Annotated in this window: 15 protein-coding genes; 12 read left to right on the forward strand and 3 right to left on the reverse strand. The window is 39.3% G+C overall.

The genetic code is table 11. The annotated features are described in order from the left end of the window. The 11 genes from ACSQ6I_RS24690 to lepB form a co-directional block, all read left to right on the forward strand. On the forward strand, positions 1 to 768 hold a 768-nt coding region (locus ACSQ6I_RS24690; RefSeq protein ID WP_438892875.1), incomplete at its 5' end, for an AAA family ATPase. Further along, positions 765 to 1,514, forward strand: a complete 750-nt coding sequence (locus ACSQ6I_RS24695) for a hypothetical protein (RefSeq protein WP_438892876.1) — start codon at positions 765 to 767, stop codon at positions 1,512 to 1,514. The genes ACSQ6I_RS24690 and ACSQ6I_RS24695, both read left to right, overlap by 4 nt. Positions 1,515 to 1,647: 133 nt before the next feature. Further along, entirely contained in the window at positions 1,648 to 3,246 is a 1,599-nt protein-coding gene (gene gpmI / locus ACSQ6I_RS24700; protein WP_438892877.1) for a 2,3-bisphosphoglycerate-independent phosphoglycerate mutase, read from the forward strand. 257 nt (positions 3,247 to 3,503) lie between these two features. Continuing rightward, complete coding sequence (gene secG / locus ACSQ6I_RS24705) at positions 3,504 to 3,737, forward strand: preprotein translocase subunit SecG (protein WP_015216141.1); 234 nt, start codon at positions 3,504 to 3,506, stop codon at positions 3,735 to 3,737. A 6-nt stretch (positions 3,738 to 3,743) separates the two neighbouring features. Further along, positions 3,744 to 4,556 (forward strand): peptidase, encoded by an 813-nt coding sequence (locus ACSQ6I_RS24710; RefSeq protein ID WP_438892878.1) that lies wholly within the window; start codon positions 3,744 to 3,746, stop codon positions 4,554 to 4,556. Positions 4,557 to 4,682: 126 nt separating this feature from the next. Continuing rightward, positions 4,683 to 6,878, forward strand: a complete 2,196-nt coding sequence (locus ACSQ6I_RS24715; RefSeq protein WP_438892879.1) for an Hsp70 family protein — start codon at positions 4,683 to 4,685, stop codon at positions 6,876 to 6,878. Further along, positions 6,875 to 7,372, forward strand: coding sequence for a LysM peptidoglycan-binding domain-containing protein (locus ACSQ6I_RS24720; protein ID WP_438892880.1), 498 nt, complete (start codon positions 6,875 to 6,877; stop codon positions 7,370 to 7,372). The genes ACSQ6I_RS24715 and ACSQ6I_RS24720 overlap by 4 nt, the downstream gene beginning before the upstream one ends. Next, positions 7,369 to 9,795 carry a peptidase M, neutral zinc metallopeptidase site gene (locus ACSQ6I_RS24725; protein WP_438892881.1) on the forward strand — a complete coding sequence of 809 codons (2,427 nt, stop codon included), beginning with the start codon at positions 7,369 to 7,371 and terminating at the stop codon, positions 9,793 to 9,795. Before ACSQ6I_RS24720 ends, ACSQ6I_RS24725 begins: the two co-directional genes overlap by 4 nt. 30 nt (positions 9,796 to 9,825) lie before the next feature. Beyond that, a complete protein-coding gene (locus ACSQ6I_RS24730; RefSeq protein ID WP_438892882.1) occupies positions 9,826 to 10,482 on the forward strand; it encodes a molecular chaperone DnaJ in 657 nt (218 codons plus the stop codon). After that, positions 10,475 to 10,993: a nucleotide exchange factor GrpE gene (locus tag ACSQ6I_RS24735; RefSeq protein WP_438892883.1), complete on the forward strand. Its 519-nt coding sequence runs from the start codon at positions 10,475 to 10,477 to the stop codon at positions 10,991 to 10,993. The genes ACSQ6I_RS24730 and ACSQ6I_RS24735 overlap by 8 nt, the downstream gene beginning before the upstream one ends. 214 nt (positions 10,994 to 11,207) lie before the next feature. Next, complete coding sequence (gene lepB / locus ACSQ6I_RS24740) at positions 11,208 to 11,780, forward strand: signal peptidase I (RefSeq protein WP_438892884.1); 573 nt, start codon at positions 11,208 to 11,210, stop codon at positions 11,778 to 11,780. Positions 11,781 to 11,928: 148 nt separating this feature from the next. Here the strand turns inward: lepB and ACSQ6I_RS24745 are convergent, their stop codons facing one another. Both ACSQ6I_RS24745 and ACSQ6I_RS24750 read right to left on the reverse strand, forming a co-directional pair. After that, positions 11,929 to 12,462 (reverse strand): ComEA family DNA-binding protein, encoded by a 534-nt coding sequence (locus ACSQ6I_RS24745; RefSeq protein ID WP_438892885.1) that lies wholly within the window; start codon positions 12,460 to 12,462, stop codon positions 11,929 to 11,931. Positions 12,463 to 12,475: 13 nt separating this feature from the next. Further along, complete coding sequence (locus tag ACSQ6I_RS24750; protein ID WP_438892886.1) at positions 12,476 to 12,850, reverse strand: NINE protein; 375 nt, start codon at positions 12,848 to 12,850, stop codon at positions 12,476 to 12,478. Between the two features lie 418 nt (positions 12,851 to 13,268). On the opposite strand from ACSQ6I_RS24750, the gene ACSQ6I_RS24755 reads away from it, so the two are divergent. Continuing rightward, complete coding sequence (locus ACSQ6I_RS24755) at positions 13,269 to 14,228, forward strand: J domain-containing protein (protein WP_438893051.1); 960 nt, start codon at positions 13,269 to 13,271, stop codon at positions 14,226 to 14,228. Positions 14,229 to 14,483: 255 nt separating this feature from the next. On the opposite strand, the gene lodB is transcribed toward ACSQ6I_RS24755, so the two are convergent. Next, positions 14,484 to 15,617 carry a lysine-epsilon-oxidase maturase LodB gene (gene lodB / locus ACSQ6I_RS24760; protein WP_438892887.1) on the reverse strand — a complete coding sequence of 378 codons (1,134 nt, stop codon included), beginning with the start codon at positions 15,615 to 15,617 and terminating at the stop codon, positions 14,484 to 14,486. Positions 15,618 to 15,717 lie beyond the last annotated feature (100 nt).

Genomic DNA, 15,717 nt, shown 5'->3' on the forward strand with positions numbered 1-15,717 from the left:
CAAAGAACATTTAGGATAGGAAAAAATGACATAAAATGGAATCCAACACGTTTTACACATGACATCAGACTTGTTTTGGTAAATAATCAATACTCAAATTCTCCAATTGCTAAAGCTTTCAAAAAAGTCAGTATCTATGATTTTTCTCCAGGTGATATTTCTAGACAAATTTCAACAACTCCAATGATGAAGAGAACTGGAGAAGGAATAGCTTATATTTTACTTGATATTTTATTAGCTAATCGTGAAGGTTTTGATGAGTTAGAAGCAAGATTAACAAAACTTGTTCCTAATATTAAAAAAATTGTCTTACCCCGTGGCGGAAATAACACTTTTTCTCTAGAATTGGTTGATAAATATTCAGATCATCATATTCCTGCATCGGATATTTCAGATGGTACATTAAGACTTTTGGCTTTTCTAACTGCACTGTATCAAGAAAACACTCCCAGTATTATTTGCTTTGAAGAAATAGAAAATGGAGTTCATCCTTGGCTGCTGCACAAAATGATGGAGTTGCTAAAAATTGTTTCCACTGAAGGCATAACTGGTAAACCTGTGCAGGTTTTAATTACAACCCATTCTCCTGTGTTGTTAAATTATGTTGAACCATTTCAAGTCCGTGCTGTTGAATTAGATAAAGAAGGTAAAACTCAAGTTCATAAATTACCTATAGATTCTGTCAGGTTTCAAAAAGCTTTAGAAGCTTATGATGGGGCATTAGGTGAACTTTGGTTTACAAATGTGTTTGGAGGAAATCCAGAATGAGTCGTCGGATTCGGATTGGATTAATTGCTGAAGGGGAAGCAGAACTGGGTGCAAGTATTCCTTATATTAAACCAGAAGACGGTGGTAAAGTAATTGAAAGAAATAATGAAGGCGCACTTCATACTTTAATTAGACGAGAACTAGAAAATGCTGGATTTCCAGATTGTGATTTTGTCCAAAGACATCCATCAATTAAAGAAACTCAAAAACTTACTTTACGAACTGGACATTCTATTTTAGATCCAAAATATCTAGCACAGATCGTTATTTTATGGAAGCCAGAAGAGGTAGATATGATCCTCATTGTGGTTGATGCAGATGATAAACTAGAGCAAAGACAAATTGATTTGGAAAGAGCTTTAAATAAAATTCGTGATAATCATTTAGATATTAACGAACAACCAATTAACGATCGCAGTGCGGGAGGTTTAGCAATTAGAAATTTTGAGACGTGGTTACAGGCTGATACCCAAACTGTTGCAACTGTTTTGGGTGTAGAATTTCCATCTCTGGAAAATTTAGAGGATTTAGACAAAACTAAGGACATTTTGGAGAATGCAATACAGAAATCAACGTATTTTTCTGAAGACACTAGTAATCAGCGTCCGCTACAAATTCGCTGGAACTTGGCTTTTCAGATTGATCTAGGAATAATTAAAACGTTCTGTCCTGATGGATATGCTACTTTTGCAAAAGATTTACTGGTAGCGGCACAAGCCGTTATACAGATTATTGGTATAAATTGAAAATAGAGATATATACGGTTGATACGCTGGTAGTAATAATGTGCCTGAGAAATTAATCAGCAGAAATTAACTTACATCGGCAGTGAGGAATGGTATTATTCGGTTATTACAAAAAGTAAAGGGCAATTTTACTATGACCAAAGCACCTGTTGCTCCTGTGGTGCTAGTCATTTTAGACGGATGGGGCTACTGTGAGGACAAGCGAGGAAACGCAATTGTCGCTGCTAAAACTCCAATCATGGACAGTTTATGGGCAGCTTATCCCCACACCCTCATTCGCACATCAGGAAAAGCTGTAGGGTTGCCAGAAGGTCAAATGGGCAACTCGGAAGTTGGTCATTTGAATATTGGCGCTGGACGAGTGGTTCCCCAAGAACTGGTACGCATTTCAGATGCTGTTGAAGACGGTTCTTTAGCCGCCAATCCAGCACTTGTCAAAATTTGCCAGGAAGTTCGCTCTCGCAATGGCAAGTTGCATCTCATCGGGCTTTGTTCTGAGGGAGGGGTACATTCGCATATTACCCATCTATTTGGACTACTTGACTTAGCCAAAAAAGAGCAACTTCCACAAGTTTGTATTCACGCCATCACTGACGGGCGTGACACTGCCCCATCTGAGGGTATTAAAGCAATCCAGAAACTGCAAGACTACATAGATAGCATTGGCATCGGTCAGATAGCCACCATCAGCGGTCGTTATCATGCAATGGATCGCGATCATCGTTGGGATCGAGTCCAACGCGCCTATGATGTCATGACACAAAATGGTGCGGGAAATGGACTCACGGCGGTAGAGGTCTTAAAAGAATCCTACGCCAAAGGTGTAACTGATGAGTTTGTTCAGCCAGTTCGCATTACGCCTGGTGCAGTAGAACCAGGTGATGGGGTCATATTTTTCAATTTCCGCCCCGATCGCTCTAGACAATTAACTCAAGCCTTTGTCAGTAAGAAATTTGCAGGTTTTGAAAGACAGCAAATTACACCGTTGTCCTTTGTGACTTTTACCCAGTATGATCCTGAATTACCAGTATCAGTGGCTTTCACACCACAGAATCTGAATAATATTTTAGGGGAAGTCATCGCCAATCATGGTTTAAAGCAGTTTCGCACCGCCGAAACCGAAAAATATGCTCACGTCACCTATTTCTTTAATGGGGGACTTGAAGAACCTTGTGATGGTGAAGACCGGGAACTAGTCAGTAGTCCAATGGTGGCTACCTATGACACAGAACCTGCAATGTCAGCCCAAGCAGTGACAGAAGTTGCGATCGCAGCCATTAAAAAGGGCATCTACTCTCTAGTGGTCATGAATTATGCTAACCCAGACATGGTAGGGCATACGGGACAGATAGAAGCTACAATTACAGCCATTCAAACTGTAGATCGCTGTTTAGGTCTTCTCCTCGATACCATTGGCAAAGCTGGCGGCACAGCAATTATTACTGCTGACCACGGCAATGCTGAATATATGCTAGACGAAGAAGGTAATCCTTGGACAGCACACACTACTAACCCAGTTCCCTTAATTTTGGTAGAAGGCGAAAAAGTCAAAATACCAGGATATGGCACAAATGTGGAACTGCGAAATGATGGCAAGTTAGCCGATATTGCCCCGACTATTCTGGATATTTTACAGCTACCCCAGCCACCAGAAATGACAGGGATATCGCTGCTAAAACCCGCAGAATATGACTTGAAGCCTATTCGCACTCCTGCACAAATAGGTTTGTAAAATAGTGAAAGCTTAACAGTTAACGATGATCAAGTTAACTGTTTTCTTTCTGAATTTGGCAGTTTTGAGCGATGCTTTTGGCGGGTGTAAAAGAATATGGATTAAATGAACCGCGAAGACGCGTTCGCGCAGCGTTCCGCAGGAAAGGACGCGAAGGAAGAAGGAAGAAGATAAGAATCTTACGTTAGGAAGGGGATAATAGTCCTTAGCCGTTATAATTTATATTTGGTCTGATTATTTTTGTTTTTGAATTACTTATGACACTTACTAACATCGTGCAAGGTATTTGGGCTTTTTCTGCTTTAGGTTTAATCATTCTCGTTTTACTGCATAGTCCTAAAGGTGATGGTATTGGCGCAATTGGTGGACAAGCGCAATTGTTTAGCAGTACCAAGAGTGCAGAAAATACATTAAATCGAATTACTTGGGCGCTAGTAGTAATTTTTATGGGTTTAACAGTAGTTTTAAGTGCTAATTGGTTGCCTAAATAGGTGAAAATGGGCAAAATTACCCAAATATTGATATACAAAACCCGAAATAAAATATTTTGGCGGAGGTTATTAGCAGTCCTGACTTTAATAATAAGTACAGGGCTGTTAGTTATTTTTACTAACTTTATATCCAGCGCTGCGATGAATAAATCCACCCAAAAACCTTCATTTAGTAGGGATTTTACCTTGAGAGTCTCCAAAAATGAGGTTTTGGGCGCAAAGGAAGAATTAATACAAAAACCCCATCCGTTACCCCTGACTCTCAAAAATTGGCAAGATAAAACCAATAGTAGTGATTATTTTGACCAAATTACACCCACAAAAGTTGGTTATTTAATTTGGTCACGTTTTCCTGTGCAAGTGAAGATAGACAAACCGACAGGAATGAGTGAAAAACAGGCGCAAATATGGGTTAATAGCGTTTTAGAGGCTGTACAAGAGTGGAGTATTTATTTACCTTTGCAGGTAGTGGAACAGCCAGAAGCTGATATTACAATTGTCAGAAAAGCCCCACCGCTTCAGTTGTCACCTCAAAAAATTCCCCGTGCGCGTTCTGCTTTGACTACCTTTGAGTTATACACAAGTAATAATGTGTTATCCCACCGCTTTAGGATCTTGCTAAGTCCTAGCCAAGCAGGGGAATATGTGCAGGCATCCGCACGTCATGAACTTGGACACGCTTTAGGAATTTGGGGTCATAGTCCTCTGCAAACTGATGCCCTTTATTTTTCCCAAGTCCGCAACCCACCAACTATTTCTGCTAGAGATGTGAATACCTTAAAGCGCATTTATGAACAGCCTACTAATTTGGGTTGGTAATCGGTAATTGGTCTAATTTGATCTTTCACTCGGTACTCGTTACTCGTTACTCAGCACTGTTTTAGTGATAAAGTGGCTGTTTACCTAGAACATTAAAAACAATACATAGTAGGGTGAAGATTAGTAATGGGTAAGGCTATAGGAATTGATTTGGGGACGACTAACTCTGTCGCTGCTTTTAAGTTAGCAGAAGTGGAAGTAGTAACAGCAAACGATAACACGCCTCCAGACCGGAAACTCACTCGTTCTGTGGTTGCTTATGACCAAGGTAAATTTTTGGTAGGAGATCAAGCTTACAACCAGCTACGCCACGACCCAGAAAATGTCATTATTTCTATTAAGCGGTTAATGGGTAGGGGTTTTGGTGATTTAGCAGTTCAAAAACAAAAGTCGGAATTTGGTTACAAAATTGCCAAACCAACCCAGGGAACAGACAACAGTATTGCTGTGTGGTTAGGTGAACAAGAATTGCAACCTGAGGATATTTCGACGGAAATTCTCAAAAAATTGGTACAAAATACCCAAGCTTATCGCCAAGGAATTGGGAAAACTGGGGAAATCATTGATCAAGCTGTGATTACTATTCCTGCTTATTTCAACGATAAACAACGCTATGCTACCCGCACCGCAGCCCTCAAAGCCGGACTTACTCCTTTGGAACTGCTACCAGAACCGACAGCAGCGGCGATATCCTATGGTTTTTCACCTAATAGCGATGATGTCAAGACGATTTTGGTCTATGACTTTGGCGGTGGGACGTTTGACGCTTCAGTAATTACCGCAGCGGGAACTTCATTTATTGAACAGGGTAAAGCGGGTGATTTGTGGTTGGGAGGAGATGACATAGACTCACGCTTGGTTAAGTTTGTGACTCAACAAGTTGCTCAACAAGAAAAAATTGGTGATATTGACGGCTTAATTGCTACAATGCCTTATTATCAACGGGTACGATTTAAGGCTGATTTAAAGATAGCGGTAGAACGGGCAAAGGTGGAATTAAGTAATGCGCAGTCTGCTCAAATTAACCCTTCTACTCAATTACTTGATGAGTTAGGAATTGCGATTCCGGTTGAGGTGGAAATTACTCGTGAACAATTTGAGGAAATGATTGGGGAGTTGGTAGAGAAAACACTGCAAATTTGCCGCCAAGCTTTGGAATATGCTGAATATCACCTAGAAATGGTGGATGTAGTGCTGTTGGTGGGTGGTTCTTCCCAAATTCCCTTGGTACAAAGGAAACTTAAAGAGGCTTTTGGCGCTAATAAAGTGGTTTTACATCCCCGTCCGATGTACGCGGTGGCTGAGGGTGCAGCGATTGTTGCGGCTGGACAAACAGATAAAGTGACAACGGTATCCCGCGATTATGCCATTAAGTTAGCTGACGGTAAGTATATAAAAGTGATTAATCGGGGTGATATTTTACCCGTGACAACATCCCACACTTTGAAGACTGTGGCTGAAGGACAACGGTTGATTCATTTTCAATTTTTTAGTCCTGATGAAGATAATAATTATGAAAGAATTGGGGAAATATGGTTGGGTTTAGATGAAAAACATCCAGCCGGGACGGAAATTACAGTGTATTTAGAGTTGGATGAAAAAAATAGTGATTTGCGAATGACAGCGACTTTAAAAAATGATCCGACTGTGAAAGTTAGTTGTATTTTTTCCCGTGGTCGTGCTGATGAGAAAATATATAAAGAATTAGAGGAAGCGATCGCACAACTGAATCATCAAAACCTGACTGTATTCGGTGTGGAAGAAGCTTTGAAGTTAGCAGTACCTGTTGTGCAGTCGGCTAATCAAATTATTAATCCCATCACGGGAGAAGAACGCAGCGATTTACGGGAACGTGCGGGGGAAAATCTGCAAAAATTCCAGGTATCTATGTCTCCAACCCGTCTAGAAGCTGAGACTCAGATGAATGATTGCGATCGCATTATGAAATTTTGTGATTTTATGATTCCTGAACCACAGCAAGAACGACTCCAAAGGTTGAGTCAGGAATTAAAATCTGTGATTAACACCAATAATCTCTCGGCGATGGAATATTACAGTGAAGAAGTCAGACGTGAACTTAGCAACCTACCAGAAGCAGTACAGGTAATTCAAGCTTGTATTCTCGCTATCCAAAAAGCTAAACCCGTCGCCCCCACCCAAGCAAATGCTATGTCTGACAAACTCTCCCGACTACTGATGGCGATGGAAAATGGTGATAGCAATGAAGCCGAACATTTGTTAATTGAACTGCAACCAGATGTACAGAATTGGCTCAATCAAGACTTACCCAATAACAGCATTGTCACAGGACTCACAAGATGAATACTAAAATTAATTGTCCTGTCTGTGGATATCAAGATATTGAGAGCAATATTTGTCCTAACTGTGATAGCGACCTTTCCTTAATTCGCACACTCCAAGAATTACCACAGGTAGAAAAAAAATCCCTCAAAAGAAAATTGAGCGGTTGGACATTAGCAGTAGCTTTGTTAATGTTAATTATAGGTATGGGTCTGGGAGTGGGAAGTAGTTTTATAATCGTGCAATCTGGTCTATATAATGCAACTATTTTAAACCCTAATCCAACGGTAGCTAGTAGCATTAAATCACCAATAAATAAGCCTGTCACACAACCAAATACTTACACTGTTAAACCTGGAGATAACCTGAGTTTGATCGCCTTAAAATTATGTGGTCAAGGTGGTGCTTGGAAAACTATAGTTAAAGCTAATCCCGAAATAGAAAAACGGAAAAATTACTATATAGATCCGGGGGAGGAGTTGAAAATTCCTAACTGTCAGGAGCAAACTAAATGAGTATCTTTGACAGTGTAAAGGAAGCCAGCCAGAAAGCCGAAAAATTTGCTCTCAACAAGCAACTGCGAGAAGCTGTAACTACTGCGGAAACAGCCCTGAATATGTGGGCAGAAGAACCAAGTTTTTGGGAAATGTTAGTTGGTAAGATATTAATTGGTAATCTTGTAGAGAGGTTGCAAAAACAATTAGTAGAGTGGCGTAATCAAGTCGCAGAGGCAGATAAATTAGCTGCTAGGGCTAATTTGATTTTGAGGAATGATATCGGTGATCCTTTCGTCACTCAAGGCATATCTGATGCGATCGCTCTTTATCGACTATATAGTATCATTCTTGAAGATGAGCAAGTATTATACTCAATTCAGCAATGCCAACAGGAACTGCAAAAGCGTAAGCAATTTCAGGAGTTGGTGAAACAAGCCGAGTCACAGGCAGAAAATCGCTTCTTTAAAAATGCGATCGCTATTTACCAAGAAGCTGAAAAACTATACACCACTGAATCAGTCAAACAAGCCTTTACTGATGCTTTAACCCAAGTTCCCCACGAAGAAAGTTATAATTCTGCTCTCCGCAAGGCAAAGGAAGCGGAGTCGGAAGGTAATTTACAGGCAGCAATCATACTTTTAGATTCCGCTTTGACTAATTTTCCTCGCGCTGACGGACTTGATATACTTCAAAAACTCAAAGCTACAGTCAAAGGTAGAGAGCTATTTTGTCAAGGTTTAGCAGCAGAAAAAGCAGGTGATTTCCCAGCAGCTAAATCTCTATATGAAAATGCTTACACACTTTTACCAAATCTTCAAGAGTCCCAAATCCGCTTAGGTATAGTGGCAATTAAAATGCAAGATTGGGCAACTGCACTATCTTATTTACAAGGTTTATCAGGACAACAAGCTGCTTATCTGCGTGGTTTTGCACTAGCTCAACAAGCAAATTTACAGTTAGCTTATTGGGAATGGCAAAATGTATCTGCGACATCAATAAATGAGCAACGAAAAATTATTCAGGACGTTTTTCAGTATCAATATTCATTATCTTTACATAATATTGAAGAGTTAGTCAGGTCTAAACAATGGGAGAAAGCTAAAACAGCGAGTAGGGAATTTATTCAAAAATTCGGTGCTAACGCTTTAGTCGAAACTAATCTGAAAGAACATATCCAACCAAGTTTAGAAGCCGCTGTTTGGAAAGATTCAGATTGGAAAAATATTGCTCCTAAAATGGAAAATATCTGGATTGTTAATCCCAATATTACCACATTACATAACTGGACAGTAGCAACTTATTACCATGCCCAAAGCAATCCTGAAAAACTGATTGATTTAATTATTGCTTTATCTACTGCAATAGCTAATTTAAACTCTGATTCTAGCCTCCAAAATATTCCTTGGTTGGGAAACAAAGCTGTTGATTTTAATTTTATATCTTTAGAATTAAAACGCCGTTTAGAAGCAGCAATTGATAATATCAAAAATACCAATATTGAAAATTATTTAAATTTGCGCGATTACTTACGTTGGCAAATAGTTGCTCTCAGATTTATGGGAGAACCTGCCAACTCAGGAATGCAAATTAATGATGTATTTATCACACCTGGCTGTTATCACAAATTTAGTTCTCAATGGCAGAGTACCATAGTATATAAAATACATTCTAGTCAAAAAATTCTCCATTCCCTTTATACTCATTGGGGATTAGCTGTGGCTGCTTGTTTAGAAGGAGATAGGCAAAGAGCAATTCAACTTAAACCGACAAATAACCATACTATTGAAGTTGAACAATTTGCTCACAATTTCGTTGCTTATCATGAAGGTTGTTATCATCTACAGCAACAAAAATGGCAAGCAGCAATTACTCCTTGGCAGCAAGCTAAATTAGAAATTAAAGATCATCAAGATTGGCAACAAGAAATAGATAGACTGTGTAATTTACAGCGTCAAGTTATATCAGAGTTTCAAGAACATTTAGAATTTTCTCAATTTTGGTATGATATTATTGATACTCAATCTGCTATTAGTTATTTAGCTGAGTACCAAGCAGAAGAAATTAGACAACAACTTATTAATAAACAAATTTCTTTAAAACAAGCTCTGAAAAAACTTCAGAAACTTAAAAATATTGATAGTAATAATCCTGTTGTCAATGACATGATAGAAAACGTTGAATTTGACCAGGAAATAGAAGAAATTAACCGATTATTCAAAACTCGGAAGCATGAGGAAATGGTGAGAAAAGCCAGAAATTCAAAACGTGATAGAGTTCGCTATATTGTCGCTGAATTTTTTATAGATTTATTGATTAAGGGTATGGAAGAAGGTACTTTAAATGACCCCGAAGTAATGCTACAATTAGGACGTTGGGCTTACGAAGTCTGTCCAAATGAACCGGCATTTCAAGAAATTTACCGGGGACTGAAATTTTGTTAAAAACAGCATTTATACACTTTTACTTAAATTATGGAAAATAACCCCTATGATATTTTAGGTGTATCTCAAGCCGCATCGAAGGCAGAAATTACCAAAGCCGTAGCGGTGGCTATGAAGCGCAAGCAATATCCAGTAGATGTGATCGCTAAGGCACAAAAGAGCTTGATGAAGTCAGAAGAAAGAATTATTGCTGACTATCTGCGTCCAATATTGCCGACTATTAAGCGATTTAAGTATACTGATTTGACAGTTTTGACTAAACCTGCGCCTACTCTAGTATTATTATCAGAATTTGACGGCTTAGATGAAGCGATCGCTATGTCTGCCGTTCGTGGAGCGTCTCGTAGAGAAGGCATCCCACAAGCCACCCACCAAAACAATATCAAAAGACAACCTTTACCGATTCCCTTATCACAACTATTTACAGAAGGAGTGACAGCTTGTAAAGAGGGACGTTACCTCAAAGCGATAAAATATTTAGAAGACTACTGCCAAGGTAGTAGAAAACGCAATAGCCAAAATTATCTACAAGCTACAATGTGGCTGATTAAAGCCTATCAGATGGGTGGACAATTACAAAAAGCGATCGCACTTTGTGAGTCGTTGAGTAATCATGCCCACCCCCAAGTTAATACTTGGGCTAACAAAATCTTAGCTATTTTATCTAAAGAAATATCCCGTGTCTGACTTAAATCCAACCTATTTTATCAGCCAAGAATTGCGTGATTTACTCATGCAGCAAATTGGTGAAATCAAAAAAGAAAATGTTGTTTTACAGCAATCACTAAGAGAACAACAAACTCAAACCACAGCCCAAACTGAAGATTTATTTTTAGAACTTTTAGAAGTTGCTGATGCACTAGAAGCTTTATTAACCTATCTAGAAAATAATCCCAATCCTAGTCCAGAATTTATAGAACGTTTACCCCGTTCTGTAGCCGCAGTTAATCGGAAATTTCTGAGTGTATTAGGAAAACGTCAACTTATCCCTATAGAATTACAAGCAGGTACAGAACCAGATTTTAACTTATGTCGCGTAATTGATCGAGAAGAAAGAACTGATGTCCCAGACCAAACAATTACTAAAATAGTCCGTCGTGGCTTTTGTTGGGGTGAAAAAATTCTCCGTCCCACGGAAGTAATTACCGCTAAAGTAGAATCAAATTTAGATGGTAATATAGATGAAACTATAAATTAATTCGTAATTCGTAATTCGTAATTATTTCCTCTTCCCTCTTCCCTCTGCCCCCTGCTCCCGTTCGGCTACGCTCAGGGCAAGCCTGCCCCTTCCTACTGTCACCTTTTCCCTTCTTATTTGTATGGGTTCGTACAGAAGCAAAATTACTAATAATCCTACCTTTAAAGTCACAATACTCAAGATAGTTCCAAATTTAAACTAGCTGCAAAATTCTATGAATCCCCCTGAAAATAATATTAAAGAAACTTCCACATCTTCAAAAACATGGCGTGCTTGGCAGGAAAATCTCACGTTAGTAGCGATCGCACTAACTTTAGCACTTCTGATTAGGACATTTATCGCCGAACCCCGGTTAATTCCATCAGAATCAATGTACCCCACCTTACAAACAGGCGATCGCTTAGTAGTCGAAAAAGTATCCTATCGGTTTCATCCTCCCAAAACTGGTGATATCGTCGTTTTCAAATCACCGCCAGAACTGCAACGTCGGGGATATGAAGCAAACCAAGCCTTTATCAAACGGGTAATTGGGATGCCAGGAGAGGTAATTAGTGTAGCGAAGGGAAAAGTTTACCTCAACGGTGAACCCCTACAAGAAGAATACATCGCAGAACCACCAAATCAGCCATTTCCACCAGTGACAGTTCCAGAAAATGAATTTTTTGTCATGGGAGACAACCGAAACGATAGTAATGACTCTCGCTACTGGGGCTTTTTACCCCAAAAAAATCTCATCGGTCGTGCAACTTTTCGCTTCTGGCCTTTAGACCGCATTGGGTTAATTTAGGTATTGGGGACTTGGGTGATAAGAGGCAGGGGAGCAGGGAGCAGGGAGCAAGGAGGGAAATGAGGAGGAATATATCTTTCTCCTTCTGACTCCTGACTCCTGACTCCTGACTCCTTACCCTGAGCGAAGTCGAAGGGCTGCCTCCTGCCTAAAACCGCAGATAATACATTAATTGAGCGATCGCTTCCCCAGATAATTCTAGTCGTTGCTGAAAATCAACCAAATTACGGTAAGGCCCCGCAGTGAGACGATTTTGTATTACCGCTTGAGCTAAAGATAAATTTATAAAAGGAATTTTGCTTAGACTCTCTTCCGTTGCTGTATTTGGGTTAACCAAATAAGTCGGCTGATCTATAGATTCATCGTCATAATAACTAAAATTTAGCAATGGTTTCAGTGGTTGCAATCGCTGTACTGGCACACACAAAGCGGCTGCAATATCTTCAATACAATAAAACCTCACACCAGAACGAGAAAGTTCTACTAGCGATCGCCCTTGATGAATAGACAACCCCGGTAAACGTAGCCAATCATCAACAGTTGCTTGATTAGTATCAATACGCATTCCCAACTGTGCCGCCATTTGAATTTCTTCCCCAGATTGTAAACGATAGTAGGGATCATTCAGCAGCTTAACGCGGAGTTTTTGCAATTTTAGGTTTATAGGTAGCCAGTTATTCATGTTATTGCTTGCGTCAAGAAATCTGGTCTAGCATCTGGCGGCGTTTTTGCTCAAATTCATACTCAGAAATTAAACCATCTTGGCGGAGAGCATCTAACTCACGTAGAGCATTAGCTATTGATTCTACTTGATTACTTACCTGTTGTGAAACTTTAGCTGTTGACTTACCTAAATTAAAATTCCGGTCAAAAGCTTCTTCATCTTGAGCTAAATACCAAACTCCCTCAATAGCACTAGCTACCTTAGGAATTGGTGTCCAAGATAACAAAACATACAGAATTCCCCAGAATGGTTGTCCCAGGTAAAATTTATGTAATCCTGAGATTGTCAGTGTCCCAGAAAAGGCTAAAATAGCAGCAATGCTTCGGTTTTTATGTTTAGTTAACATTATCGTTATCAATCTCCAAATTCTATAATTTCTAAGATAAGACAGCTATATTAGCAAACCTCATTAATAAATTCAGTTTGGTGTAGTATAGATGCAAAATATATACAGCAGAATTCAGGAGTCAGGAGTCAGGAGTCAGGAATAAAACTAGCTTGGAGTCTGGCTTTGAATTTAGATTCTGTACCGTTCGGCTGACGCTCAACGGCGAAGCCTCGTTGATCTGCAACCCGCTATATCTAAATCTATTGTAGGCATTAATTGTGATCTCTATCAGCTATCCCTGACGTACTAGGCACATTAAAAATACCTAACTACAGATAGAATAATTAAACGCTTTGTAGTAATTCACCCAATTAACAAAAATTCTGCATTTAGCTTTGATGATACCTTAAAGCTCTTATTTGCAAATATTAAAATGATGTCACAGAACTCCCTGCCACGAGAAGTACTTGAATTACTGATTGACCCCTATGCTGTATTGGGAGTTTCTGTGAATGCCGATGAGCGTCAGATTCTTAAGCGCTATCATGCTTTGGCGAAACAGCTACACCCTGACAACTACATCAATAGAGATAATTCAGACCGCGAATTAGCCACAATAGTATTTACAAGATTGATTAACCCAGCTTATCAGCAATTAAAGCAGGTAAAAACAAGGTTCAAAATACTAGGGGAGTTGCGATTAAAAGCCGTATCTTTGGATCAGAAGACAATTTCAGAACTCCAAGCTGCCATCAATTTGCAAATCATGCCACTATCTCTACAAGAGACTAATGCTGTTTATGAACAAGCGATAACTTCTTGTGCAGAAAACCAATATAAATCACTTCAAAAAGTATATCAAGTAACTAAATATATCATTCAACTGAATTTAGTTTACTTATCATTGCATAAAAAAAATAGCTTCCAAGCGCCACCATTGCCAACAATATCAACATCCACCGCATCCGTCTCTATTGTCCCTCGACCACGCATTCAAAAGGTAGAACTAACATTACCTAAAACCAAAGAAAAAGATTCTAAACCTGTACCCATAAATTACGCTCAACGTCATTATGAACGAGCTGTTGAATATGGACAGCAGGCAAAATGGGCATTAGCTGTACAAGAACTGCGTGACGCTATCAAGCTAGAACCAAATAATAGTGATCATTACGCTTTACTAGGTGTAATACACTTCCAACAGAACTTCCCAGGCATGGCTAAAGTTTATATACGTCAATCCTTAAAACTAAACCCAAAGCAACCACTAGCTTTGAAATACGCTGGAATACTCAAAATTAAAACCACTGATGAAGAGACTAGCCCTAAATCAATCGGAAAAGCTTTGAGTCTTGCTGCTTTATTAAGTCGGTTTATATCCGGTGATCATTCATGATTGGAGGTACAAGGACAAAAGGAATTACAATTTATAATTAATACCTGAAAAGCAAGTAATATGATTCATATCTGAAGAGTATGGGATATAAGAGATTGCAGATTAATGAGATACAGAATCAAAATTGAAACCTAGACACCAAGCTAGTTTTACTCCTGACTCCTTGCCCTGAGCGTTCACGTAGTGTGTCGAAGACAAGCCATAGGGCTGACTCCTGAATTCTGCTGTAAGAGATTGCCGTTTGGCAAAATGAATCTATTTAGCACCAACAGGGATGGGAGTCAATTGAGTTCGACGTTTCCAGAATGGGGCTTCTATCCACCGCTTTTCCATCTCATAATACATCTGTCGCATTCTTAGATAACTTTCAAAATTACGCTCTAGTCCACTCTGATACTCTTTTAGTAATCCATCTTTGTGATTGTTAAGATGCTCAATCAGCGCAACAGCAGCATGGCTTCCTGAAGTCATAGCGTGTCCTATACCCATAGATGAAAGCGGATCAAAAGCTGCCGCAGCATCCCCCACTACTATCCAGTCGTCACCAACTGCGTGATCAAGAATGTGAGAGTGTGCAGGTTTGACTACAAGAGAATCATCCAACATTCCTCCCCTGGTACGGTTACTGGTATGGTAGGCTTTAGATAATAGGCAACTCCATTGATACTCTTTGTGAAGTTGTTGCTGTCGCATAATATCTACATCTGTTATTAATACGACGCTTAACTTTCCATTTGGTAGCCACGCAGAGTACCACCATCCTTCGGGAATGGACTCAATTAAAATTTCTTCAGTGTTTGGTTTATGCTTTCCAAAATCAAGAAAAGCAGTGATTCCGACAAGAGAATCAGAGATCAGAGATTTTGCTCCCAAACGCTTGGCAATTCTAGATTGTCTGCCCGTTGCGTCAACTAAATAACGCGATTCTAGCGAGAAAGATTGACCAGAACTATGATTGAGAAAAAGCCGCCACCCACCTCCTTCTAAATGCTCACCCTCCTGGCATTTAGTTTCTAAGAAAAGCTTACCTCCTTTGTGAACAACCTGTTTTGCTAACATACAATCAAATTGTCCACGATCAAGAAGATAACCTTCACCAAACTGGCTAAATAATGAAGCTCTAGAATTCAGTGAAGAATGCCCCCAAACAGCAGAGATATTATAAACAGGTTTATGATTATCAGCTAAAAAAGACTCTTTAATTTGCAAATAATCGAGTAAAGGCAGTAAACTTGCAGATACATTTTCCCCAACACGAATAGTTTCGTAAGTTGTTTGTTCAATAACTGCGACTGTGAGTTTTGAATAGAGACAAAGCGTTAACGCTAAAGTAGTTCCTGCTACTCCTCCACCAAGAATAGCAACATCAACATTTTTTATCTGTTTCATCTAAAATCTCCTGGTTAGTTCTTCTACTTGGCCATAGTTTCGCCTGATATTATGAGTAAAATCTCCTGTTAAGTTGTTACTGAATAACAGGAGACTATCA

The sequence above is a fragment of the Anabaena sp. WFMT genome (genome assembly GCF_051781005.1).
Lineage (GTDB): Bacteria > Cyanobacteriota > Cyanobacteriia > Cyanobacteriales > Nostocaceae > Anabaena.